General features: G+C 30.3%; 20 protein-coding genes and 1 tRNA gene. 7 read left to right on the forward strand and 14 right to left on the reverse strand.

Translation table 11 applies throughout. The features are described from left to right. Window positions 1-3 precede the first annotated feature (3 nt). From lpxB to ACZ451_RS01970, 3 genes are all read left to right on the forward strand, one after another. A complete protein-coding gene (gene lpxB / locus ACZ451_RS01960; RefSeq protein WP_464215402.1) occupies window positions 4-1,122 on the forward strand; it encodes a lipid-A-disaccharide synthase in 1,119 nt (372 codons plus the stop codon). Between the two features lie 144 nt (window positions 1,123-1,266). Continuing rightward, the gene (locus tag ACZ451_RS01965) at window positions 1,267-1,842 is read left to right on the forward strand and encodes a C40 family peptidase (protein ID WP_464215403.1); all 576 of its coding nucleotides are present in this window, start codon (window positions 1,267-1,269) and stop codon (window positions 1,840-1,842) included. Window position 1,843: 1 nt separating this feature from the next. After that, the gene (locus ACZ451_RS01970) at window positions 1,844-3,856 is read left to right on the forward strand and encodes a ComEC/Rec2 family competence protein (RefSeq protein ID WP_464215404.1); all 2,013 of its coding nucleotides are present in this window, start codon (window positions 1,844-1,846) and stop codon (window positions 3,854-3,856) included. Between the two features lie 18 nt (window positions 3,857-3,874). Here ACZ451_RS01970 and ACZ451_RS01975 read toward each other — a convergent pair whose 3' ends face one another. After that, on the reverse strand, window positions 3,875-5,410 hold the full coding sequence (locus tag ACZ451_RS01975) for a peptide MFS transporter (RefSeq protein WP_464215405.1): 1,536 nt from the start codon (window positions 5,408-5,410) through the stop codon (window positions 3,875-3,877). Window positions 5,411-5,413: 3 nt separating this feature from the next. After that, complete coding sequence (locus tag ACZ451_RS01980; RefSeq protein ID WP_464215406.1) at window positions 5,414-7,576, reverse strand: S9 family peptidase; 2,163 nt, start codon at window positions 7,574-7,576, stop codon at window positions 5,414-5,416. Window positions 7,577-7,772: 196 nt separating this feature from the next. Here ACZ451_RS01980 and ACZ451_RS01985 point away from each other — a divergent pair, with 196 nt between their 5' ends. Both ACZ451_RS01985 and ACZ451_RS01990 read left to right on the forward strand, forming a co-directional pair. Continuing rightward, complete coding sequence (locus tag ACZ451_RS01985) at window positions 7,773-9,092, forward strand: hydroxymethylglutaryl-CoA reductase, degradative (protein WP_464215407.1); 1,320 nt, start codon at window positions 7,773-7,775, stop codon at window positions 9,090-9,092. After that, on the forward strand, window positions 9,089-10,003 hold the full coding sequence (locus ACZ451_RS01990; RefSeq protein WP_464215408.1) for a GYDIA family GHMP kinase: 915 nt from the start codon (window positions 9,089-9,091) through the stop codon (window positions 10,001-10,003). Before ACZ451_RS01985 ends, ACZ451_RS01990 begins: the two co-directional genes overlap by 4 nt. 80 nt (window positions 10,004-10,083) lie before the next feature. Here the strand turns inward: ACZ451_RS01990 and ACZ451_RS01995 are convergent, their stop codons facing one another. The 6 genes from ACZ451_RS01995 to ACZ451_RS02020 form a co-directional block, all read right to left on the reverse strand. Then, window positions 10,084-12,165, reverse strand: a complete 2,082-nt coding sequence (locus ACZ451_RS01995; protein ID WP_464215409.1) for a peptidylprolyl isomerase — start codon at window positions 12,163-12,165, stop codon at window positions 10,084-10,086. 152 nt (window positions 12,166-12,317) lie between these two features. Further along, on the reverse strand, window positions 12,318-13,613 hold the full coding sequence (locus ACZ451_RS02000) for a hemolysin family protein (protein WP_464215410.1): 1,296 nt from the start codon (window positions 13,611-13,613) through the stop codon (window positions 12,318-12,320). A 198-nt stretch (window positions 13,614-13,811) separates the two neighbouring features. After that, window positions 13,812-14,426, reverse strand: coding sequence for an LPS export ABC transporter periplasmic protein LptC (gene lptC, locus ACZ451_RS02005; RefSeq protein ID WP_464215411.1), 615 nt, complete (start codon window positions 14,424-14,426; stop codon window positions 13,812-13,814). Then, the gene (locus tag ACZ451_RS02010; protein WP_464215412.1) at window positions 14,423-15,793 is read right to left on the reverse strand and encodes a tetratricopeptide repeat protein; all 1,371 of its coding nucleotides are present in this window, start codon (window positions 15,791-15,793) and stop codon (window positions 14,423-14,425) included. The genes lptC and ACZ451_RS02010 overlap by 4 nt, the downstream gene beginning before the upstream one ends. A gap of 18 nt (window positions 15,794-15,811) precedes the next feature. Beyond that, window positions 15,812-17,074, reverse strand: coding sequence for a hypothetical protein (locus ACZ451_RS02015; RefSeq protein ID WP_464215413.1), 1,263 nt, complete (start codon window positions 17,072-17,074; stop codon window positions 15,812-15,814). Beyond that, window positions 17,075-17,803: a type III pantothenate kinase gene (locus ACZ451_RS02020; protein ID WP_464215414.1), complete on the reverse strand. Its 729-nt coding sequence runs from the start codon at window positions 17,801-17,803 to the stop codon at window positions 17,075-17,077. 100 nt (window positions 17,804-17,903) lie between these two features. Between ACZ451_RS02020 and ACZ451_RS02025 the strand changes: the two genes are divergently transcribed. Beyond that, a tRNA-Phe gene (locus tag ACZ451_RS02025) sits at window positions 17,904-17,976 on the forward strand. Window positions 17,977-18,089: 113 nt separating this feature from the next. Here the strand turns inward: ACZ451_RS02025 and ACZ451_RS02030 are convergent. Continuing rightward, window positions 18,090-19,139: a glycosyltransferase family 2 protein gene (locus ACZ451_RS02030; RefSeq protein WP_464215415.1), complete on the reverse strand. Its 1,050-nt coding sequence runs from the start codon at window positions 19,137-19,139 to the stop codon at window positions 18,090-18,092. 48 nt (window positions 19,140-19,187) lie between these two features. Here ACZ451_RS02030 and ACZ451_RS02035 point away from each other — a divergent pair, with 48 nt between their 5' ends. Next, a complete protein-coding gene (locus tag ACZ451_RS02035) occupies window positions 19,188-20,255 on the forward strand; it encodes a hypothetical protein (protein ID WP_464215416.1) in 1,068 nt (355 codons plus the stop codon). 358 nt (window positions 20,256-20,613) lie between these two features. Here the strand turns inward: ACZ451_RS02035 and ACZ451_RS02040 are convergent, their stop codons facing one another. The 5 genes from ACZ451_RS02040 to ACZ451_RS02060 are packed head-to-tail and all read right to left on the reverse strand — an operon-like array spanning window position 20,614 to window position 26,541. After that, a complete protein-coding gene (locus ACZ451_RS02040; protein ID WP_464215418.1) occupies window positions 20,614-21,705 on the reverse strand; it encodes a glycosyltransferase in 1,092 nt (363 codons plus the stop codon). Window positions 21,706-21,762: 57 nt separating this feature from the next. Next, window positions 21,763-21,903, reverse strand: coding sequence for a pinensin family lanthipeptide (locus ACZ451_RS02045; RefSeq protein WP_464215419.1), 141 nt, complete (start codon window positions 21,901-21,903; stop codon window positions 21,763-21,765). Window positions 21,904-21,953: 50 nt separating this feature from the next. Further along, complete coding sequence (locus ACZ451_RS02050; RefSeq protein ID WP_464215420.1) at window positions 21,954-23,255, reverse strand: hypothetical protein; 1,302 nt, start codon at window positions 23,253-23,255, stop codon at window positions 21,954-21,956. A gap of 3 nt (window positions 23,256-23,258) precedes the next feature. Then, a complete protein-coding gene (locus tag ACZ451_RS02055; protein ID WP_464215421.1) occupies window positions 23,259-25,466 on the reverse strand; it encodes a peptidase domain-containing ABC transporter in 2,208 nt (735 codons plus the stop codon). Between the two features lie 16 nt (window positions 25,467-25,482). Then, the gene (locus ACZ451_RS02060; RefSeq protein ID WP_464215422.1) at window positions 25,483-26,541 is read right to left on the reverse strand and encodes a glycosyltransferase family A protein; all 1,059 of its coding nucleotides are present in this window, start codon (window positions 26,539-26,541) and stop codon (window positions 25,483-25,485) included. Between the last annotated feature and the right edge of the window lie 343 nt (window positions 26,542-26,884).

Genomic DNA, 26,884 nt, shown 5'->3' on the forward strand with positions numbered 1-26,884 from the left:
AGAATGAAATATTACATCATAGCTGGAGAGGCATCGGGAGATTTACATGGTGCTAACCTTATAAAAGCTTTAAAAGTTAATGATACTGATGCTAACATTCGCTGTTGGGGTGGCGATTTAATGCAAAATGCTGGCGGAACACTCGCTAAACATTATAAAGAACTCGCTTTTATGGGTTTCTTGGAAGTGCTCAAAAATATAGGAACCATCTTTAAAAACATACGTTTCTGTAAAGAGGATATTGCTTCTTTTTCTCCAGATGTTGTAATTTTTATTGACTATTCTGGGTTTAATCTTAGAATTGCAAAATGGGCCAAAGCCAATAACTTTAGAACCAATTATTATATTGCGCCTCAAGTATGGGCTTCAAGGGAAAGTAGAGTTTTAAAAATAAAAAAAAACATTGATGAATTGTTTATTACTTTACCCTTTGAAAAAGAATTTTACGAACAAAAACATCACTTTCCGGTACATTTTGTGGGCCATCCGCTATTAGATGCAATTGCAAATACCGAAAAAATTGATAGTAAAACTTTTAAAAAAGAACAGCTATTAAACCCAGACAAACCTATTATTGCTTTATTACCTGGCAGTAGAAAGCAAGAAGTTTCTAAAATGCTACAGGTAATGCTCTCTGTGGTAGATTCTTTTCCAGACTATCAATTTGTAATTGCTGGTGCACCCAGTTTAGATATGGAATTTTATGCTCCTTTTTTAAAAAAAGAGCAGGTAAAAATTATACATAACCAAACATATGCATTACTACAAATTGCGCATACAGCTCTAGTAACTAGTGGTACTGCTACTTTAGAAACCGCATTATTTAAAGTGCCGCAGGTAGTTTGCTATAAAGGTAGTTGGTTATCCTACCAAATAGCAAAGCGTATTATTACTTTAAAATATATTTCTTTAGTAAATTTAATTATGGATAAGGAAGTGGTAAAAGAATTAATTCAAAACGGTTTAACCACTAAAAACCTGACTTCTGAACTACAAAAAATAGTAGCTTCGGAACATCGGGCTAAGTTATTAGAAGAATATGCTATTTTAGAGCAAAAACTAGGCGGTAAAGGTGCTAGTGAAAAAACTGCAAAATTGATTATTAGCTTGTTAAAAAAATAACGGACTAGTCATGTTGTTCCTAACAGCAATTTTTACGCTATCAGTAACCTCTCTTTTTACAACTATAGAATAAACTTCTAAACAAGAAACTTCATATCAATTATTTATTTAAATTTGATTCAGCATATACAAAACCTTTCTTACATGAATCATAAGCTTCTTTACCTCTTTCTTATATGCTTAATTACAAGCTGCGGTGTAAAGAAAAAAACAACCTATAGCGAAGACCAAGAGCGCAAAATTACTATTGCGGCTAAAGAAGCTATTACTAGGGCAGATAACGAATTGGCTAATGATACCATCGCAACACCAGTTACTGAAACTACTGAAATATTAGAAAAAGCAGACCAGATTATCAATACCGCACTTACATTTTCTGGCACTCGATATAAATTTGGCGGTACCACAAAAAAAGGAATGGATTGTTCTGGCTTACTTTATGTTTCTTTTGGAAAACATAATATTCCTTTACCTAGAGTCTCTTATGTAATGGCGGAAAAAGGAAAACGCATTAAAATAAGACAGGCTACTAAGGGGGATTTAGTTTTTTTTAAAACCAGTAAAAAAGGAAAACGTATTAACCACGTTGGTCTTGTTGTTTCTAATGATCATAATGAAGTAAAGTTTATACATGCCACTGCGTCTAGAGGCGTAATTGTATCATCCTTAAGAGAAGGCTATTGGAATGCTGCTTTTGTAAAAGCCACTCGGGTTTTATAATATGCAGCTCTTAAAATTTGTGCCCATAAAATTCGCTTTCTTATTGATTATTGGTATTCTAATTGGTTCATTTTTAACACTCCCATTAGCATTCATCATCACCTCTACATTAATTACTATTTTTATTCTAGGGGTTTTATTTAAAACTAAAAGTGGTACCTACACGAGTTATTTTGGAATTGCCACATATCTCTTAATGCTTCAAATAGGTATTTTAACCATCTCCTTAGCACAACCAAAAAATCATTCAAATCATTATACAAATTACACCTATTCTGAACATGCAAAATGGACTTTAAAGATTCATGAAGTATTAAAACACAATTCTTTTTCTGAACGATATATTGCAAGCATTCAGCGTTTAGAAAATACTAATATTACCGGAAAAATAGCTCTTACTATACTTCGTGATAGCAGCTTAACTAATCTTAAAGTAGATGATGAGCTTATTGTATTTACCCAACCTAAACCTGTAGCGACTCCTTTAAACGAATACCAATTTAATTACGCTGCATACTTAGAAAACTTAGGGGTTTATCATCAAATAACTTTAAAAACAGATAATTTTCTGAAAACTAAAAACACTTCTAAAACTTTAATTGGAATAGCTGCAAACTTACGAAAGGGTATTATTGAAAAGCTGAAAACTAAAAATTTTGGCACTACCGAATTAGCAATTATTGAGGCACTCGTTTTAGGGCAACGAAATGATATTTCTTCTGAGACCTACGATAGCTATAAAAATGCAGGAGCGGTTCACATATTAGCACTTTCTGGCCTACATATTGGTGTGCTATTACTTTTACTACAATTTTTATTAAAGCCTCTGGAGTTACTGCCTAAGGGTAAAAAAATAAAGCTAGCTATTATATTGGTAGCATTATGGTGTTTTGCGTTTATAGCGGGTTTATCCGCATCAATAGTCAGAGCAGTTACCATGTTTTCTTTTATTGCCTATGCGCAGTATTTAAATAGACCAACAAATCAGTATAACATTTTGGCACTCTCTATGTTTTTTATGTTACTGGTAAAGCCTATGCTACTCTTTCAAGTAGGCTTTCAGATGAGTTATGCTGCTGTATTTGCTATTATTTGGCTCTATCCATTACTAGAAAAATTATGGTTTCCTAAAAATTTTATGCTCAAAAAAGGATGGCAATTACTTTGTGTAAGTATCGCTGCTCAATTAGGGGTATTGCCTGTAAGCTTATTCTATTTTCATCAATTCCCTGGTTTATTCTTTGTTTCTAATTTAGTATTAGTGCCTTGTTTGGGTATCATTTTAGGCATTGGGGTTTTGGTTATTGTACTGACACTATTAGAAGCCTTACCAAACGTTATCGTATATTTTTACAATTGGATGATTAAACTAATGAATGGTATTATTGGTTTTATTTCGCAACAAGAGGTTTTTATTTTTAGAAATATTTCTTTTGATGCAACACAACTAGTTCTTGCTTACACCTTGCTTTTTGCTTTTATTTTAGCATTCACTAAAAAATCTTTTAAACATCTTGTTTTTTGTTTTATACTTACTATTAGCTTTCAATCTTGGATAGTTTATAAAAGCTATAAGACAACTAAAAAGGATCATTTAGTATTACTGCACCAATCTAAAAACAGTGGTTTATTACATCAAAAAGGCTATTCCATTGATGTATATAGCGCTCAACCAGAATTATTACAACATTTAATACATAACTATAAAAATGCTACACTGATAAAAAAAGAGCAACAATTGCCTTTATCGAACAGTTACCTCTATCATAATAAAACCATTTATATTATGGATAGTTTAAGCATATACCCTCCTAAAAATATAACGGTAGATTATATGATATTAACGCAATCTCCTCAAATACATTTAGAAAGACTTCTAGATTCAATTCGCCCTAAAACAATTATAGCAGACGGAAGTAATTACAAGAGTGTTGTTGCCCGTTGGAAAGCAACTTGCCTTAAAAGAAAACTCCCTTTTCACTATACTGGTGAAAAGGGAGCTTATAAATTTTGATGATTAGAAACTTTCTGCTTAATCTGTTATTAGTGTTTCTTTATCTTCTGCACCGTGAGTAAGTCTTCTTAATGGTTTAATTATTAAAATTATTAATATCCCGAATAAAACTGCAAAAATAAAGAGTCCTCCAAATATATTCAATTCTCCAGCTTTAGATGCACTTTCTCCAATAACACCTGCAACTTTATTCCCTAAACCAGTTGCTGCCCAATATACGCCCATCATCAAGGCCATATAACGAGCTGGAGCCAATTTGGTAAAGAATGACAAAGAAACCGGAGATAAACAAAGTTCTCCGATAGTATGAAATAAGTATGCCAAAACTAGCCAGTACATGGCTGAACTCCCATTACTATCGTATTCCATAGATGCAAATACCATATAAACAAAACCAATACCCATAATAATAACTCCTGTAGCCATTTTAAATAAAGAATCTGCATTCTTTCCTTTTAACTTTCTTTTTGCCCAAATATTAGCAACGATAACAGCAAATAAAATAATAAAACCAGGGTTTGCAGATTGGAACCAAGCCGATGGTACTTCCCAGCCAAATAGATCCCTATTTGTTTTTTGTTCAGCATACAAGTTCATTAAACCTCCCATTTGCTCAAAACAACCCCAAAAAACGATTACCATTAATAATGATATTAACAAAACTATATACCTATCTTTCTCTATTTGACCATTTAGATTTTTATAAATCATCATCATCATGCCAGTTACAAATGCAATAAAGACATACAGCGCCATAAAACCCCAACTATCATTACCATTGTAGGTTAAACCCGCATATACACCATAAGCCATAATCAAAATCACTATTCCTAAATGTAAAGGCGATTTAAACAACTGCGAAATAAGTGTTCCTAAACTAATATCATCAGCTTTTTCTTCTATAGTAGGTTTATTTCCTACATGTACTAGATAACGCTGACCATATAAATAAACCAACAATCCTAATAACATTCCTATACCAGCGAGCCCAAACCCATAGTGCCATCCATATACTTTAGCTACTAAACCAACTGAAAGAGAAGCTATAAAGGAACCCAGATTTATACCTACATAAAAAATACTAAACCCTTTATCTCTTCTAATATCATTTTGCTTATACAATCCGCCAACCATTGTGGATATATTTGGTTTGAGCATCCCTACGCCTAAAATTACTAAACCAAGACCTGTATAATAAGCCCATACTGGTTCTAAAGCCAAAACGCCATGACCTGCAGTAAGTAAAATAGCCCCTATAGTTACAGCTTTCTTTTGTCCTATTATTCTATCAGCAATAAACCCTCCAGGAATACTCATTAAATAAACTAACATTGTATACCAGCCGTAAAGCGCAAGTGCCTCATTCTCTAACCAACCAAAACCACTTTGCGGATCGTTTTCTAAGGTTTTGGCTGTCATGTAAAGCACCAATAATGCCCGCATTCCATAATAACTAAAACGTTCCCACATTTCGGTAAAAAACAAAATATACAACCCTACTGGGTGTCCAAATAATTCTTTTTGATGTACTGCTTTTTCGATAGTTTTAGACATATGTTATAAATTTTCTTTAATAAAGTTGGTCATTTTGGTATATAAATGTAATCTGGTATTACCTCCATAGATGCCATGGTTTTTATCAGGATATAAAGCCCAATCAAAAGATTTATTTGCTTGTACTAATGCTTCTGCCATACGCATTGTATTCTGCACATGTACATTATCATCTCCTGTACCATGTACTAATAGGTATTTTCCCTTTAATAATTCTGGATAATTAAAAGGAGAATTATCATCGTAGCCACTTGGGTTTTCTTGTGGAGTTTGCATGTATCGCTCTGTATAAATAGTATCATAAAAACGCCATGAGGTTACTGGTGCAACAGCAATTGCCATTTCAAAAACATCATTACCTTTTAACAAACAGTTGGTAGACATAAAACCACCATAACTCCATCCCCAAATACCTGTTCTATTTTCGTCTATATAAGCTAATTCGCTTAATTTTTTAGCAACCGTTATCTGATCTTCTACTTCGTATTTTCCTAATTCTTTTTGGGTTATTTTTTTAAAATCTCTCCCTTTTAAACCAGTTCCTCTACCATCTACACAAGCAATTACATAGCCTTCTGATGCTAACATTTGATACCAGTAATCATTAGCGGTCATCCATCTATTTGCAACTTGCTGCGAGCCTGGGCCACTATATTGGAACATAAACAATGGATATTTTTTAGCAGGATCAAAGTTTTGTGGTTTTATCATCCACATATTCAACTCATTTCCATTAATCTGTATGGTTGAAAATTCTTTAGGACTTATTTCGTAGCCTTCTAATTCTTTTAAAAGTCCGTCATTAGAAACTAAATCTTTAACTTTTTTACCAGATGTTTTGTATAAAGTGTATTTATTAGGTGTTGTAGCGCTAGAATAAGAATCTATAAAATAACTATAGTTTGCACTGAAATCAGCGGAATGTTGCCCATCATTTTCGGTTAATCTTTTCTTTCCTTTACCATTAGTTCTTATACTATAAACATCTCTATTAATAGAACCATTTTCTGTAGATTGATAGTATACTTTATCATTTCTTTGGTCATACCCATAATATCTAGTTACTTCCCAATTCCCTTTAGTAAGCTGGTTCATTAACTTGCCATCTTCATTATATAAATAGATATGATTGTATCCGTCTTTTTCACTCGTCCAAATAAAACTATCATCTGCTAAAAAAGTAAGGTTATCCGTAATATCTACATAAGCTGCATCTTTTTCTTCTAACAAAATAGAAACCGAATTATTTTTTGCATTTACGGCTTGTAATTTTAAATGATCTTGATGTCTATTTAAGGTTTGTACACTTAAATAGTTAGCATTATTCATCCATTTGATACGGGGAATATAATAGGCTTCGTTTAAATTTACCTTACTTATTTCGCTAGACTTTACATCTACCATATGTAGGGTAACAATAGCATTCTCTTCCCCTGCTTTTGGGTATTTAAATACATTTTGGGTTTGGTATAAATCGCTACCATAGACATCCATAGAAAATTCTGGTACATTTGTTTCATCAAAGCGCAGAAATGCAATTTTAGTTCCATCAGCATTCCAATCAAAAGCTTTCACAAAAGCAAATTCTTCTTCATAAACCCAATCCGTTACACCATTGATAATTTTATTTTTTATACCATCAGAAGTAATCTGTTTTGTTGTTTTACTTTTAATGTCAAAAATGTACAAATTATTTTCAGAAACATATGCTACTTTAGTATTATCTGGAGATAATGTTGGTTCTTGAATTTTATGATCCGCTATTTTAACTACACTTTTTGTAGCGATATCGTAGATATAAAAAGTACCTAAGCTAGACCTTCTAAAAATAGATTCTATTTCTGTTGCTAATAAAATTTTAGATTCATCGGCACTAAACTCATATGTTATAAAATAAGGTATGTCCTTTAAATCTTTAGAACTCACAATAGTTTTTACCTTTTCTTGCGTTTCATAATTATACAAATCTATGGTAGTTGCTTGTGCTGCGCTATCAAAATTTAAAACGGTATATTCTTTTCCATTTTTCATAGATCTAAGAACATCTAAGCCTTCTGTTCTAAATGCGCCAGACCATATTTCTTCTAACGATACTTTATTTTTTTGTCCATAGGTATTAAAACAAATCCCTACTGTAATAAAAAATAATAAGAGTAATTTTTTCATATATGCTTTTACTTTTTTGATAATCATCAAGATTACTAATAATTTTTTGGGTAAGTTAAAGAAAAGCTAATTATTTACACAAAAACACGACTTATTGTTATCATTTTCTGTTCATATTTAACTTTAATTTTAGAATATTGATTGAAATCTTCTTATTTCAACATTCCTTATCTTTATCACCAGAAAAGCATTACCAATGATTAAGCTTATTGAAGGATTTTCAAAACTTACCAAAGAACAAAAAATAAAATGGATTACAGAAAATTATACTGATAATTCAGAAGAAACTACCCAGACTTTAAAACAATATTGGAACACTGATTCGCAACTGCAACAATTACATGATGAATTTATAGAAAATACCATTTCTAATTACTACTTACCACTAGGTGTGGCACCTAATTTTTTAATAAACGATACCTTATATGCCATTCCTATGGCTATTGAAGAAAGTTCTGTAGTTGCTGCCGCAAGTAAATCGGCTAAATTTTGGTTAAAGCGAGGCGGATTTAAAACTACAATTCTAGGCACAGAAAAAGTAGGTCAAGTACATTTTATCTATAAAGGAACGCCAGAGAAATTAGAAGTTTTTTTTAAAAGTATTTTACCTATTCTTAAATCTGATGCTGCTCCTCTTACCAAAAATATGGAAAAGAGAGGTGGGGGAATTACAAACATTACTTTACGAAATAAAACTACTCAATTAGCAGATTATTACCAATTGCATTGCACTTTTGAAACCTTAGACGCTATGGGTGCAAATTTTATAAATTCTTGTTTAGAGCAGTTTGCACAAACTTTAGAAAGAGAAGCTCAAAATTCTGATTTACTTTCTTCTGATGATGAACAGGTATCAATTATTATGAGTATTCTTAGCAATTATGTTCCTAATTGTTTGGTAAAAGCAGAAGTAAGCTGCCCTGTAGCTGATTTAAAGGATAATTTAGATATTTCCTCTGATGAATTTGCACAAAAAATGATCCAAGCCGTTGCTATAGCTAAAGCTGAACCTTACAGGGCTGTAACACATAATAAAGGCATTATGAATGGTGTAGATGCTGTTATACTTGCTACAGGAAATGATTTTAGAGCTATTGAAGCTGGTGTACATGCTTATGCTGCTAAAGATGGAAGCTATACCAGTCTTACGCATGCAACAATATCTGATGGTATTTTTAAATTCTGGATCGAAATTCCTTTGGCTTTAGGAACCATCGGTGGATTAACTAATTTACACCCTATGGTTAAAGTAGCCCTGCAAATATTACAAAAACCATCTGCAAAAGAATTAATGCAAATTGTAGCTGTTGCAGGTTTGGCCCAAAATTTTGCGGCTATACGATCTTTAGTCACTACTGGCATTCAACAAGGGCATATGAAAATGCATTTGATGAATATATTAAATCAATTGGGTGCAACTCCTATTGAAAAAAAGACTTTGATCAACCATTTTAAAGTAAATACAGTAACACATAGTGCAGTAGTTGAAGCTTTTGAAAAATTACGAGTTTCATGAGTCAAAAATTCTACAGTAATGGCAAACTATTATTAACGGGAGAATATGCTGTTTTAGATGGCGCATTGAGTTTAGCGGTCCCAACAAAACTTGGACAGTCCTTACTTTTTTCTACAATTGACAAACGGTTATTAAAATGGAAAAGTATAGACGAAAAAGGCAAGGTCTGGTTTCAAGCAGATTTTAATACTAGGACACTTGAGCCTATTGAAACTGATGGCAACACGCTAACAATTTCTAATACGCTATCTAAAATTCTACAAGAAACTAAAAAATTGAACCCTATTTTTTTAACTGAATTTAAGGGTTATGCTATTGAAACCCGATTAGATTTTCCCAGAAATTGGGGCTTAGGTTCATCTTCTACCTTAATAAACAATATAGCACAATGGGCAAAAGTAGATCCGTATCAATTACTATGGAACAGTTTTTCTGGAAGTGGCTATGATATTGCTTGTGCAGCAAATGATACTCCTATTACATATCAGTTAATAAAAAATAAACCAACTACTATACCTATTCCTTTTAATCCGAGTTTTAAAGATGACATTTATTTTATCCATTTAAATAAAAAGCAAAATAGTAGAGAGGGTATTGCACATTATAGAAAAGGGAAATTTAACAAACAATTGTTTATAGATGAGATCTCAAAACTCACTACAGAAATGAGTACTTGCACTAGCGTAAATAGCTTTAAAGAGCTTATTAAACAACATGAGCAACTTGTTTCTAAAATAATACAACTCCCCACCGTGAAAAGCATTTTTTTTTCTGATTACAATGGTGCTATTAAGAGTCTTGGTGCTTGGGGTGGTGATTTTATTATGGCTGTGGGGGATAAAAATACAATAGCGTACTTCAAAGAAAAAGGCTATCATACTATTCTACCCTATACAGAAATGGTATTGTAAGAGCTTTTCTTTACAAAAGAATGTATAAAAAAAGACTTCCAAAATAGAAGTCTTTTTTATACTCAATATCTTTATCTTATTTAGAAAAACACTTTTCTATTGTCTTCTATTTCAGCAGCTTCTTTTAAAGCATTATAAACAGTAGAATTTACTCTTGTTTCGTTAGTAGTTTTAATAGTATTTGCGTAGGTACTATAGTTGTCTAACTTCGTTGCAGCTGTTTTATTAGTAACTGTTATCATAAAAACACCTGTCTCACCTTCTAATAAACCAGAGGTAGCACCATTTTCTAAGGCATGTGCAGTACCAACAACTAAACCTTCTTTTCCTGCTCCAGGAATAGTTGGTGATTTTATAGTTAATGCCGTAGCTGTAGACATTGACACGTTATTATCTTTTGCAAAAGCGTCAAAAGATTTGCCTTGGTTATTTTGTATAATCTGAGCTGCTTTTTTCTCTTTTCTTATGATAGGCAATACCCTAGCAGATGCATCTTCTGAAGACATTACACCTTCTTTATACTTTTTTGTTAATTGCACAATAGCATAACCTGTAGCCGTATCAAAACGTTTTATAGCAGCTATTTCTGTTTCTTCATTAAATGCCCATTGTACAATATTACGTTGGGTATCTAAGCCAGGTAAATTTTCGTCCATAGCTTTTATTTTGTTTACAGGCTTTACTTCGTAATTTTTTTCTTTCGCTATTTCTAAAAACTTACTCTTATCAGCAAAAACAGCTTGTTCAAAAACAGTTGCATCTTGAAATAGTTTATCTGTAGTTTTTTCTGATGCAATTACTTCTCTGGTCATATCAGCAATTTGATATAAATCTTGCTTGTCATCTATTGAAATAACATGAAATCCAAAATCTGTTTCAACAACACCTAAAGTACCTGTTTCATTTTCGAAAGAAAAATCATCAAAAGCACTAACCATTCTTCCTCTTTGGTTGAAACCTAAATCACCACCTCTTGGCCCAGATGGACCTTCTGAATTATCTCTTGCTAACTGTGCAAAATCGGCATCTTCCTTTTTGGCTTTTACCAAAATTTCATTTGCTAGTTTTTCTGCCTCTTCCTTGGTTCTTGTAATTTCTGGCTTAGCCGTTTGTGAACCTTTGTATGTGATTAAAATATGGCTTGTTTTTACGTTACCGCCTTTTTTAACATCCATCATTCTAGACACTTTAAATGTTTCTCCATCTCTATATGGTCCATAAATTTCTCCCACTGCTAGTGTAACCAAAGTGTCTCTAAACTTAGCTGATAATGCAGATTTAGCTTTGTAAATTGTATCATATCTTGTATCAGAAATACTTGAAGCTTCTAAAAACGTTAACATGTCTTCAGTAGTTTTAAAAGCTTCAATAGATTCTGTTATTCCTTTTTCTGCCAGATTTTCATCTTCTAAAGAAGGGGTTTCTTCAAAAAATACAAACTGAATGTCTCTACTTTCTTCTTGCTTAAAATCTTCTTTATGTTTTTTAATGTAATTTTCTATTTCACTTTTAGAAACTGTAATAGATGAATCTTGAATAGATGTATATGGAACTCTTACGTATTTAATGTCTACTTTATCATTAGCAAATTTATAGTCTAACTCGCCTTCTTTTACTGTAGCGCCAACACCAGACTTAATTAAATTATAGTAAATCTGCTCTTTTGCCGAAAGCATAATAGACTTTTCTTGCTCAATCCATTGTTGAAAAACTTCTTTATTAGGACTATCTTTTAATTCTTGTACATAAGACCTAAATTTATTCTCGTCAAATTGACCATTTTCTCCTTGAAATTGTGGAGATTGCGAATAGCCTGGATTAGATTTTAAAAAATCGATAATTTGATCTGCTTCTACATTAATTCCCAGCTCATTAAATTGCTCTTCTAAAATTGTATTTCTTAATTCTACATTCCATACATTGTTAACTACTTGCATTGAAGTAGCATTAGGGCCATAACTTCTTTTAGCTAATTCTACTTTTTCCCTAAACTGATCTATTGGAATTTCTACACCATTTATTTCAGCTACGGCATTACCTACTTTTGATCCTGAAAAGCTATTTGCGCTAAATATTCCTGAGATTACAAATGCAAATAATGCTAAACCAATTATTAATATTAAAATGGTAGTTTGCTTTCTAATCTTATCTAAAATTGCCATTGTATTAACTATTTTGTGTCAGCCGACGAAAATACCATTTTTCTTTGAAATACTAAACGCAAAATTTAAAAAAAAGGGTTTGTTTTTAGGCTTTAACAATTCCTTAAGTCCTAAGCAGAACATAAGGTATTATTTTTAATGTTTTTAAACCTTTATTCTTTCTCAATAACTTCAAGAGAAACTAAATCTATTTTGGTATTAGAAACTTCTAAAATAGTAAAACGGAAATTTTCTATTTGTATTTCTATATTTTGCTCAGGAATTTCCCCAGTTTCGTTTACAATTAACCCTCCTAAGGTTTCATATTCTTCACTTTTAGGAAGTTCTAATTTATAATTTTCGTTCACATAATCTACTTCTAATCTAGCTGAAAATTTAAAACTGGAGGCTCCTGTTTGTTCTTCATACAAATCTGTAGTATCATGCTCATCTTCTATTTCTCCAAAAAGCTCTTCTACAATATCTTCTACTGTCATAATACCAGAAGTACCTCCGTACTCATCTAAAACTACTGCTATGCTTTTTCTCCTTTTGGTAAGCAAACTTAAAATATCACTTATAAGCATTGTTTCTGGCACAAATTCTACAGGCATCAACATGCTTTTTATAGTTTTTGGCTTTTTAAATAATTCGTACGAATGTACATAGCCTATAATATTATCAATGGTATCTTTATAAATCAAGATTTTTGAATACCCAGTCTCTGTAAATATTTTTGTTAGATTTTTTGGAGTTTCATGCAATTCTACTGCTTCAATTTCTGTTCTTGGCACCATTACCTCTCTAGCTTTTACCGCAGTAAACTCTAATGCATTCTGAAAAATTTGTATTTCAGAATCTACCTCGTCTTCTTTTTCTACTGTTTCCATCTGCTCCGTAATATAGTCACCTAATTCTATTTTACTAAAAGCCAGCTGTACATGATCTCCGTCTGTTTTAAAAAACCTTTTTAAAATAGCATCGGATATCCGTATTATAAATTCTGATATTATTGAAAAAAGCAAGTAAAAAATATAAGCCGGTAGGGCCAAGATTTTTAAAAGGGTATTAGAATATATTTGAAAAAGTACTTTAGGTAAAAACTCTGCTGTAAGTAAAATCACCAATGTTGAAATTACGGTTTGGGTAAACAGACTAAAATCTGTAATAAGGAGGCTAAAAAAATTATTTGTAGTTGATGCTATCCATAGCGTAAACCAATGCATTAATAAATCGCCCATATAAATGCCATAAACTACCAACGCTATATTGTTTCCAATAAGCATCGTGGCAATAAATTTAGAGGGTTTTTCTGTGAGTTTGGCTAGAATATTAGCTAAGAATCCTTCTTGTTTTTTTTCGATTTCTATATGAATTTTATTGGCAGAAATAAATGCGATTTCCATACCTGAAAAAAAAGCAGATAATAGTAAGGAACATACAATAACTACAATAGCATATGCCTCCAAAGCTATTCTTGATTATTTTGTTGACGTGCTTCAAACTTTTTTCTGTAACTCCTCCTAAATAAAAACATGCCAGTTGAAATTACAGCGAAAAATATAAAAAGATATGCCATAGTCCGGTCTATATTCCAATCTGTATAAATTCTGTATATTGAAAATAGTGCTACAAACACATATAAATATTCTGTGTATCTTAATATTTTAACCATCTACTTCGTTGTCTTTAACAATTTTATAACCATCTCCTGTTTTGTGGGCTTTTAATATAGTAAAATCTTGATTAAAATCCATGCCTTCGCCATAAATTAAAGTCCCTTCTTCTGGATTAGAAAATTTAAATTTTTCTTGGGTAAAAATCCATTCATTTATCTCATCCCAATACAATTGTTCGGTTTCTAAAGTTTTACCATCTTCAGTGGTAATACGTACGTTTCCTTCTAAATTAATAATCCCTGTTCCAGAATATATAGTGCCATAATCTGCAATAATAAGAGTTTTTTTACCCTCACTATCATAAAAAGTTAATTCTAAGCCTTTTGGAAATATCTTATGTGGAAAAGAAAGGTTATCATAATCTTCACATATTTTTCCATTCAGTACTGCTACCTTATCAGAGGCTCCTAATTCTTGGGTTGATAATATTTTTTTAGATTCTGTATAGGTTAGCACAAAGTTTTCTGCAACACCTTGAGGAAAGATTGTTTTCTTAGCCTCTTCGCCTACTCTTTTGTAATTATCTGCACAAGCAAAAAAAAACATTGCCATAACTAATGTTACAGCAATGCCTTTAAAATTATTTACAAATAATTGTTTCATTTTAAACTAGGAACTTTTACGCTTCCTCCTACCCAACACTTAAAGGTAACTCTTTTCCCCGCCATTGCAGCACTAAAGATCATTTCTTTAGTTGGCGCTTTAGCCATATAACTTGCAATATTTTGCCCTGCTCTTTTCTTTAATGATGGATCTACTCTTGCTGCTTTTCTGGCAATGTCAGCAGCATACCAGTACATTGCTCTTTTATCAAAAGCAGTTTCACCACACTGGTTTGCACTACTAGCATATAAACCTGCTATTAACAAATATGCTTTGCCATTAGATGGATTTGCTTTTATAGCTTTATTAGCATAGTTTCTTGCTGTTGATTTGCTTCGCTTTCTATAAATCTGCGCAACTCTATAAAATATTTTAGATCTTTTTTCAGCATCTGTTTCTAATTCACTTGCCTTATTAAAATCTGCTATAGCACCTTTACTATCGTTCTTTTTAATTTTAAGTAAACCTAAATAAACATATAAATCTGCTGAAGGATCTAACGCTAATTGCGCTTCAACCAATTTGGTAAACATTGGGTCATCTGTACATTCTTTACTATACATTCTACCTACTGCTCTTTTTACCCAAACAACGTCATTTTTTTTACTTTCAAAACTCTTCTGATATAAAGGTATTAAGTTTTCGCAGTTTGCTAAATCTCCTAATTTTGCATCTATACTTGCCCCAATATTACCGTAGTTTTCAGAATTTTTAGTGTAAGCTTTTAATCGTTTAGCCTCTTTGCTTGTTATGGTACCTAAAGAGTCTTTTGGTAACAACACTACGATCTTATCTGTTAATTTTTTATTTTGAACTTCTATTTGTTCATTTACATCATCATATTTATCAAATACAGCTTGCAAATCTTTTTTTCCTGCTTTGTGTAAATCTACTAAATTAGAGAAGTATAAATACAATGCTTTAGAGTTACTAAAATTAGCCCTATCTTCAGTAAAAGCTTTATCTAAAAGCATATAAATTTCTTCTTTAGTGCCCATTTTATTGTCATACATAAACAATGCTTTGCTTATGATGGTTTTAGCTAATGGGTATTTCTTAGGAAAATATTTATTGCTATTTTCAAATAAGACAAATAAAGTTCTTATTAAAGTTTCTTTTTCTGCACCAGCGGCCTTTTTAATTTTATGCTTTAATATTCTTTCGCCATACACAAAGTTAGCCACATTTAAACCAGGGCAGCTGTCATATACTTTTGTCCAAGGCTCATAGGCTAAATCATAATTTTTAACTTTAGCAGCTTCGTAATATATGGATAAATTAGTAGCACATTCTGCATTATCTTGCGCATTACTTACTCCAAAAAATCCGATAAGTGCAAAAGCGGCGAAGTAAAGTTTCAATTTCATAATAAAAATATTTAATGGTTAATTAATTCTTCTTTTTTGGAACCACTTATCATTTAAAGATAGTCCAACATTTATTTTAAAATAATTTTCTTCAATTAATCCGGCATCAATTGTTCCTCTCCTTCCTACTTCAAAACCTAGATTAAGGTTAGAAAAACTTCCGCCTAATGGTAATCCTGTTCCAAAAGTTATGCCAAAATCATTTATTTGTTGGTCATTAACAATCATTCCAGTATTTTCATAACGTACCCCGGCTCTATAAACCACTCTTTTTAAGTAACTTGTAAATGAGTTGTATTCAGGAATAAAAAAACCTCCAAGCGCAAATGAAGATGCGTTTTGATATCTTAAATTAGCAACTTGGAAAAAATCATTTCTAAAATCATTCAAAGCCTGAAAACTATACTCTGAACCTACAAACCATTTTTTTTCTTTACCAAAACCCAAACCTATTGTGGTGGTGGTTGGCACTCTAATTTCTGTTGCATTCAAGCCTTGTAGCGCCAAATCAATAGGTATTACTTCTATTTCTACCCCATTAACGGAAGAGAAGGAACCTACGGATTGGCTGTTTTTTGATACTAAATTTAACTGAGTATCAAAAGCCAAAGAAGTATACAAGGTGTGTTTCTTTGTAATTTTAGGGGTATAATTTAATGAATAATTAAAGTCATAACCATTTATTCTAGCTTCTCTTCTGTCTAAACTTCCAAATTGTAAGCCAGCTGTATTTTGTATTGCTCTTGTATTTATTGTTCCAAAGTTGTAGTTAATTGTAGCCCCTATAGATACATTTTTTAGCAGCTCATAACCTAAAGAGAAATATACCCTATTTAAACCGCCATCTCCACTAAAAACATTATCGATTACAGTATCCCCATTAGTAGAAGATGACTCTAAATTATAACCTACGGATGAATACGGCATTAAACCAAAGCCCATTCCAAATTTATTTCCTAATGGAACGCCTATTGCAATATAATCTAAATTAGTAACTGAAGTTTGCTCACTTGAAGAAGCACTACGTAAATTAAACCTTTCTTGGGAAATTCCTGCAGTATATGTTGTTAGTTTTAGTCTACTGTATGCAGCTGGATTTCTTAAATTGATATGGATACTATCCCCATATATACTAACCCCACCCATTGATAGATTTTCTACAGAACCTAAGGCTCTTACATCACCTAAGCCAAAAAAGGAATAAGGAGAAGCTGTTCCATTTTGGGCATTTATGTTCCAACACAAGAAACATATTAAAACAATACCAATTTTTTTGACCATTTAGTTTTTATTGTATTCTAACAAGTGGTTTAAACCCTCTAAGAGAAATTTTGGATTGGCAAATATGGTATTTTTTGTTCGTTTAGACAAAAATAGAGCATCTCCTCCTGTTAAAATAACTGTTAAATCTTTGTAAAGCGATTTATATCGTTCAATTACTCCATCAATTTCTAAACAAACGCCATTAACAACACCACTGTGCATACTAGATGCTGTAGTATTCCCTATCAAATTAAAAGTATTGTTTTTTTCTAGTAATGGTAATTTAGAAGTCTGTTGATGCATAGCCTTATACCTCATGGTAATTCCTGGAGAAATAGCACCTCCTAAATAGGTTCCATCCGCTTTAATAAAATCAAAAGTGATACAAGTTCCTGCATCTATAACCAGACTGTTTCGGTTTTTATTTTGATAAAAAGCAGCAGTAGTTAGTGCAATCCGATCTACTCCTAGTGTTTTTGGTGTTTTATAGAGATTCTTAAACGGTATTTTTGAGTTATGGTTTAGCAAATGTACTGTACAAAGAAGTTTTAATGCTTCTATATCATCTTTATTTAAAGCCCCTACAGAAGAAACAATTGCATGAGTAATATTTGGAAAATTCTCAAAAATCTTTTTTATAGATGCTAAAAAATCTAAAAGTTTGATACGATCAAAAAACACTTCCTCTTCTTTTTGGAAAATCGCAAATTTCACAAAAGTATTACCACTATCTATGACTAGGTTCATGCTGCTAATTTCCGAAAATTAAAAAAAAGACAATAGTTTTTTACTTTTTTATTTGTTTATCCTAAAATTGAAATTATATTTGCACCCGCTTAACAGCAATGGTGCCTTAGCTCAGTTGGTAGAGCAATGGACTGAAAATCCATGTGTCCCTGGTTCGATTCCTGGAGGCACCACATTAAAAATCCTTACTTTTTTTAGTAAGGATTTTTTTGTTTGTAGCCTTTGCAAAAGAATTACTAATGGCATTAAGGCAGCTTTTTTTAGTTAATCACTTATATTATTTAAGTTATGCTAATTCATAAATTTTATTCTTGTGATAATAGGCAGCTTTTCCAAAGCCACTGGCATTTGTAATACTTTGAATATTTTTTTTATGAAAAAAAATACCTTGATTAGTAATAATTGGCAGACTTAAATTTAAAGCCTCAAGGAAAAAAGCATCAGAAATAAGATGGTATTTATGCTCATTATTTGTAAGGCTATTTTCTTTTTTAAAAAACACCTTCTCTATATTATTTGAAAAATTCAAAATTACACTATCATCTTTTTCTGTCCAACTACCTTTATTCCATAATAATTCTTCTATAAAAACAGGCGCTGGTGTAGGGTGCGTGTTAGGAACTATATTACCATTAAAAAAGCCTCCATCATTAAATAATAATAAAACTTCTGATTTCTCAGTAGATATATAATTTATATATAAAGAATCAATCAAATGAGTAAAGGCTTCATTTTTTGTACGCTCTTCATCTCCATGTTTAATTCCTTCCATAAAAGTTGGATTTGATAAAAAATGAATTTCTCTATCTAATTTTTTTAATCTAAAGTATAGTTCATTATCCTCAAAACCATAACCGTTCATAGTTTCATCGTAACCTCTAACCTTTAAAAAATCTTTTTTTTGTACGCAAAACCTCCCTATCACATCCCTATTAAAATGAGAGAATCTTTCATCTGGGATAATAAGAGAATTTGGCTCATTCAGAAATATTTTACCAATATAGTTAGCAAATCCTTTGCCCATATAATTATCTGCATCTATATTACAAATAATATCATTTTTGGCTAGTTTAAACATAATATTCCTGGAATGACTTCTATTGAAATACTTAAATCCATCTACTCTGTAATAATTTAGAATTCCTGAATCTAAATATTCTTTCATCTCAAGATTTATCCATTCTTGCAGTCCATCAGATGAACTATAATCAAGCACAACAAATTCCAAACTCTTATAATCTAAATTAGATATAATATTAACAATCAATGTTTTTTTTAAATGTTCTAGTCTATTCATACAAACAGTACAAAAAGAAATTGCTGGGAAGGTTTTCATTGTAGTAAAATTTACTTAAATTTAATACTAACAAAAATAGCGATAAACATGAATATTCAAGGAGATTATCTGGACTTTAACGAGAATAAAACTTTGAATCCATTAGAAAGTGAAAGGTGGGTTTGTATTAATATTTTATTTGATGATCCTAAACGAATAATGAATGAAGTTGTTGATAGATTATCTGAAGAAATTCTTACTAAAAAATGGGCAAGTAGATTTTATATTGCAGGTAAATTCGATAAGCATAGAGATTATCTTCAATTGTTTTTTAAAACTTCTTTGATTGACTTAGAAAACTTAATTAAACCATTAATAGAAAAAAAAATAAAAATTTATTTTAATTTATACAAACCTTTTAATAGTACTGTTAATACTGATCCTACTATTCCGGAATTTTCTAAAAACACTTTTAATATTTTTGTGGAATATGAAGATCATGTAATATTACCTTTTTCATATTTAGGGGGTAAGCGTATAGCTGATGAGTTTGGGGACTTAATGTCAAAAATTACAAATATTATAAAAATTTCTCGGCAAGAGAATCTTGAAGAATGGGAGGCAGAAAAACTTGTTATTAAAGCAATTCCTTTACATTTATCTTTAATGTGTTCAATGCAATTAAGTCTAGAAGAAATTGGTTTTTTTTATGAATCTAATTATCAAAGAACTAAGCAATACTTCAACGATAATAAAGAAATAATAGATTTTACCAACTGGAAGAAGCAATTTGACCAATTAATGGAGGACAATTTCATTTCTCAAAAAGGTGAATTATTCGATTTTTGTAAATATATAATCAAAAGTATTCAAGAAGGTGAAGAAGATATTTTTGAAGAAGAATGGTTAAATGAGTGGTTATTTCTAACCAGAAAATTAAATTCAAATTTTTCATTAATTGAAGAAAATGGAGAGTTTTCATCACATGAAAAGACTATAATAAAGGATAGTTTTTCAGATAGAACCAATAAAATTTGGTATCTTTTAGAACATGTTGTATTAATTTTAGATAAAGCGACAACAATACAATATGAATTTATATATAATGTTTTCCTTTTTTATACACTCAAAAAAATAACTGATTTACTGTTAGAAGAAGAAATTCGTTTGAACTAAGACTTGTACCTTTGTTATTATTCATTAATAAATTTGAATTTCACTTACTCAAACTTAAGTGCTATTTAAAAACAGTAGGTTTAGGTTAACTTTATTTTTTTCAAAGTATTACATCAACTACATTAGGATTTATAACAAACTTTATCCTAAAATTCAAAATACAAACAAAATTAGGCAATATTAGGTGGTACGTGAACATAGTATATTATACCTATACAAATAAACCACAAAACAATCATCATTAAAGTAATTAACAACCTAAGAATTGGAAAAAAATAATTAGCTAAAAGTTGTTTAAAGCTTTTCCTAAATTTATTTCAAAAAATAGAATAGATTCCAAGATAAAATTATTCTGAGTTTACGTATTATTTAGTAAATGAATTACCTGTTCTGAATTATCCAATCTAACAGCAATACTTATCATAAATAAAAAATGATCGGAAGGGCAAGTATTAAACTTATGAATATTATAAATATATAAGTATGGTGCTTCAATAACTGTTAAATTACGAGATTTCCATAATCTTCTGAGTACTGGTGTATCTTCTTTTCGCGGTAAATTATCATATAGACCCATTTTTTCCTTTTTACAAAGAAGAGTATTTTCACAACCTTCAGATCTAGAAAAAGTTAAATAAGCCCTATCACTATTAGCATCAAACAACACTTGATTAGATAATGTACAAGCAAATCTCTTGGTAAATTGAATTGCTTCCATTTGAAATTTTAATCTCTTAGGTGAATACCAATCATCATCATCCCATACACATATATAGTCTCCAGTTGTAGCCTTTATGGTTAAATTCCTTTGACTTCCAAGAGAAATTTCATTAAGTGGTTGTATATCAACAAACGTAATATTAGATTCTGTATTAGAAATTATCTCTACTTTCCAATTCTCTTGTTCTAATTGCTCATATGCACCATTTAATACAGGCGTAGCAGATAATACAATTTGATTATCAAAAGATTGAAAAAGATAAACACAACTTTTATTACTAGAGTTGGTAAAAATACCATCTTTTGAAATAGATAAATAATTACCCGTTCGGGTTTGTAAATAATAATTATCCAAATCAATATTTACTATGAATGTTTCAGTTTCTGATAATACAAATGACCCCGTGATAGAATCATAATATTCCCCTTTTTCATTTTTAAGATATACCTCGTCTCCACTTTCCAAATTATAGAACTGAGAAACTTCTCTAGAACTACAGGTAATAATATACTTGTGAGAATTAGTGATTTTCTGTTCTACTAATTTTATTCTTTTGTATTTAGAATTAGAATGCGCAAAATCATTAGTTTCCTTATCATTAATAGACGCTATAAGTAACTCCTTATTAGAATAGCTTTGATTATTAAAACATTTTATGGCGCGCTTTAATAGGTGAATTCTACTTTTAGTCACGCAGACACAAGATATTTTAGGATTTTTTTTCATCATTCAGAAGAAAATAAATAGGTTATATTTAATAAAAAAAGGGGAATAATTTTAAATTGTTTATCCTCCTGCAGTTTTTATGAACTGCATCTGTTTCACTTTTACGTCTGTAACAAAGCTTTTAAGCTTAAATTCAGATAAAGAAACCTTTTTTTTCTTTGTAGCTTTTTCACTTTTTTCTTTCAATTTTTCTTGATTCATCATATAAGTATTTGTGTTAAAAATTAATATTAGTATTTATATCGGGGAACTTAAGTAATTTTATTCTTTTTTTTCAAAAACGATCTTACTCCGTAGAATACCCTCTGCAGAATATTTAAATCTTCGGTGATAATTTCTACTTCTCCATACATCTCTTGATGAAAATGGAGTTTCTTCTTGTAATTAGTGATTAGCCCATTGTTTAGTTGAACATCTAACATAAAATAATTAGCCCTATTAATTCTTGAAATAGATGAAATGTAACCATGAAGAATTCCATATTGAGAAGCTGGATAGCTGCTTAAAGTAATCTTAACCTTTTGTCCTTCCTCTATTTTACCAAATCGATTACCTAATACTCTTGCCTTCCCAAAAATTTTATCATCTGATTCGGTTACAATAGCTGCTATTTCATCATTAGGTTTTACTAATTGATTATTATTCCAAAAATCAAATAGTGAAACTACACCATCAATTGGCGCTATTATTAAGTATGATTTTTTCCAAAGTTCTGTTCTTGTTAACAGTTCTTTATAAGTACGACCAACTTGATGAATTATTCTAGATTTTTTATCTTTATCTAGAATAGAGATGTCAGTAATTTTTAATTGAATATCAGATAACTTACTTTCATTTTCTAGTCTAGTTTCATACGTTAGATTTTGTTCGTTTAATATGTTGATATAACGATCAAATGACTTCTCTAAGTCTACTTCACTAATTACACCTTTTTTATATAACAAGGAATCATTTCCTAACCTTTTTAAATAATTATTTAATTTCTGATTGATATGATTTCCTTTAGATAGAAGACTATTTCTTTTCTTTTCTAAAATCTTTTTTGCTAAATGTAGCGATTTAATCATCTGAATATTTTGCTCTAACGAAATAAAAACTTTAAAATCTTCGCAACTATTTTTAAAATCACTATAATAAGGTTGTAATTCTCCTATACTTAGGTCGGGTAAACTTAAAGTATCTAAAGATAAAATAATAGAACTCTTTTGAATCGTTTCAAAATTTGATATTACTTGATTTAATCGATTAATATCTGATATTTCAGCAGTGTTAGAAACATATGCAATCAAGTCATTTTTAAAAACGGAATCACCCTCAGATTTCATAAAATAAATCCTACCAGATTTTCTAGAAATAAGTTTTGCAGGAGGATTTGAAGTAGTTAATACAATTTCTCCTGAAACTGTATCAGGATATTCAACTAAAATAGAAAGTCCCACAATAATTAAAGTAGTAATCGCAAATAAAAGAGTACCAATTCTAATAATTATTGGTGGAGTTTTTTTTAGAATTTCTTTAATTTCTTGATTTCGTATGTTTTCTTCAATTTCCATAAATTATGAAGCAATTTCTAGTTGATTAATAATTAAACTATGATATGCACCTTTTTTATCAATAAGTTCTTGATGACTCCCAATTTCTAGGATTTCACCTTTTTCTAAGACTATAATTTGATCAGCATCTCTTACAGTACTTAACCTATGAGCAACTACTACAACTGTTCTATTTTTAGCAAATTCATTAATATTATTAATAATCACTTTTTCGTTTTTTGAATCTAAGGCATTTGTAGCTTCATCTAAAATTAAAATTTCACGCTCCTTATACATAGCCCTAGCTAATAGTAATCGTTGCTTTTGTCCCTGACTTAATCCTATTCCTTGTTCTCCAATTTTTGTATTATATTCTATAGGAAGCTCCTCAATAAATTCTCTTATATTAGCATTTATTGTAGCTTTTTTTAATCTTTTAACATCAATTTTATCTTCTCCTATGGTAATATTTTTGGCAATAGTATCAGAAAAGATGTAACTATCTTGGGTAACACAACCAAACTTTCCTCTCCATTCTTTAAAACTGATTCCTTGGATATTATGATCACCGTAAGTGATTTGACCTTTTACTGGTTGATACGATTTTAATATCAAATTAAGTAGCGTTGTTTTACCACTACCACTTGATCCAACAATAGCAGTAATTTTATTTTTGGGAATTACTAAATTTATATCTTTCAATACATAAGCTGAATGTTTTCCGCCATATTGAAAAAAAACATTGTCAAAAACGATATCTTTTTGTTCCTTATTATGAAAAACGGTTGTATGCTCTAATGTTTCTTCTTCTATTTTATGATTATATATCTCTGCTAAACGATTGATACTCAATTTTGCTTCTTGAGTTTGGTGTAAAAAAGTAATAATACCAGGATTCATCCAGTTTAATTGTCCTAGAATATACTGTATGGATATCATTGTTCCAAGTGTAATTTCGCCATGAATAACTAAAGTAGCAGCATAAAAAGTAAGAAAAATGTTTTTTGTTTCATTAACAATACTTGATCCTATATCTTCCACTTGTCTCAAAACCAAACCTTTAATACTTAAATTAAATAACTTTCCTTGTATTTTTTCCCATTCCCATCTTTTTTCGGTTTCACAGTTTTGAAGCTTAATTTCTTTAATACCATAAACTATTTGAAGTGTATTGTTTTGAACCTCTATTTGTTGATCAAAATTTTTATGATCTAGCTCTTTCCTCCGCTTCATAAATAAAAGTATCCACGCAAAGTATAGAATGGTTCCTAAAAGATAAATTAAAAAAATGTTTAAATTGTAGAAAGCCATGATGCAACCAAACATTAATATACTCGATAATGTAAATATAAAATGTATTATAGTGGTAGTAAGAAACAATTGAATTCTACTATGATCATGAATTCTTGTCATTATGTCTCCTGGAGTTTTTTTGTCAAAAAAAGAAATCGGTAATTTCATTAATTTGGATAAAAATTTAGAAAGTAGTGCCACATTTACTTTTGTTATTACAAATAATGAAAGCCATCCTCTTATAAGATCTCCTGCTTTAACACTTAAGAAAAGGACTAATTGAGCAAAGAGAATAATATAAATAAAGCCAAGATCATTATTAGACACACCCACATCAACTAAAGATTGCGTAATAAAAGGGAATGAAACCTGCAATAAAGTGCCCAATAATAAGCTTAAAAATAATTGAGTAAATTCTTTTTTATAAGGTTTAAGGAAACCAAAATAATATTGTAAACTTATTCTACGTCTCGTACTATCTGATTGACTTTTTTGTTCGTAAAACTCTGGGGTAGGCTCAAGAAAAACCGCAAAACTTTGTTGTTCTTCGTTAAAATTTTCTGTGTTAAACCAAGCCTTTTTAAATTCATCTTCGGTATAACTTGTTAAACCAAAAGCAGGATCTGATATATAGACTTTTCCTTTTCTTATTTTATAAACTACTAAAAAATGCCTTTCTCTCCAATAGATTATACATGGAAGTGGTGCTTCTTCTGCTAATATTTTATAGGAAATTTTTGAAACTAAAGTATGCATACCTATCGCCTCTGCCGCATCATTGATAGCGAGTACTGATACTCCTTCTCTATTGGTATGGCATAATGCTCTTAAATGTTCTATTGGTATATCTTTATTATAAAACTTAGAGATTATTTTAAGTGAAGTAGCACCGCAATCCATTTCATCAAGTTGTAGGTATGAAGGAAATTTTTTAAACATAATATTAATTATCTCATTAGGGGGTTAACACGATGCTTTCAGAAAAGTTATGCATTACATTTCCAACACCAAATCCATTTGGGTTTACTTTTCCTATACCTTTAGAAATACTAACTGACTTGATACTTTGGTTTATGATAAAAGAGTAATTTTTTGCGATTTCAATCAAAAAATTATTATCATTAATTTTATAATATATATGATTATTCGAGTCTTTTAGTACTTTTTTATTTTTAGTCAGAGCTTGCTGCCTACCGTTATGTCTCAATAACAATTGATTCTGATTAGTTTCCCAAAAGCCTTTTACAAAAGACGATTTTTTTAAAGAAGCAGGTAAAAATGGTTCTTCTGAATCAGTAGAAATAATACACTTTTCAAATCTATTGTCGCTGAATTGTATTAATAATTCTGATTCATCGCATGAAATGTAATGAATATATAGTGACTCCAAGGATTTAATAAAATATTCATTTGATACGCGTTCATTATCATCATGACTAATTGCATCTAAAAATTTGGTATCCATAATAATACTTTCTTTGATACCTAGATTTATTAATCGTTCATAAAAGTCTGTTGTTTCGGAACCATAACTTTTCATTTCTTCATTTAAGCCACCAGCTCTAAAAAAATCTTTTGACTGCAAACAATATCTTCCAAATGCATTCCTAAGAAAATAATAAATTCTTTTAGTATCAGCAGTAAGAAAAATGTTAGAATCTTTATTAAACGCTTCATTAACATAAAAAGCAAAACCTTTTCCAGTGAAATTATCAGCGTCTATGTTGCACAATATTTCACCACTAGCAAGTTTAAAAGCAATATTTCTTGAAAGGCTTCTATCAAAAAAATCAGGCTCTGTAGTTTTATAATAATTTAAAATACCTTTATCGATATATTCTGTTAAATTATTTTTAACCCAATCTTCAAGACCGTCTGTAGAATTATAATCAAGTAACACAAACTCAACATTTGGATAATCTATATTATCCTCAATGTTCCTTGGCAAGGTCTCTTTTATATGGTGAATTCTATTCATAGCCACAGTACAGAAGGAAATTAATTTTAGTTTCATAAACAATTCTATTTTGAAAAATTAAACCTTATAAAAAAAACAGCTCATTATTTTTTGTTTTGAAATATTAAATAGAAGAAATATTTCGCAATCAGTCTTACACAATTTATATATATACGCACAAATTTATAAGTATAGACGTACTTCTTTTTAAAAACCCTTACTTTTTTATTAAAATTATTGAATTAATTTTGTAGCTTAAAAATATTATACCATAAAAATGAATTCTTTATTTTTAGTATAAGAAAATAAATAAATGCATATTTTTTGATAGTACTTTTTATATTTTTAGTTTTTATAATAAAAAAAAGTGAGAGTTAATTTGTAAAAAACGACATTAGTA

It is taken from the genome of Allocellulophaga tsushimaensis, assembly GCF_055383085.1.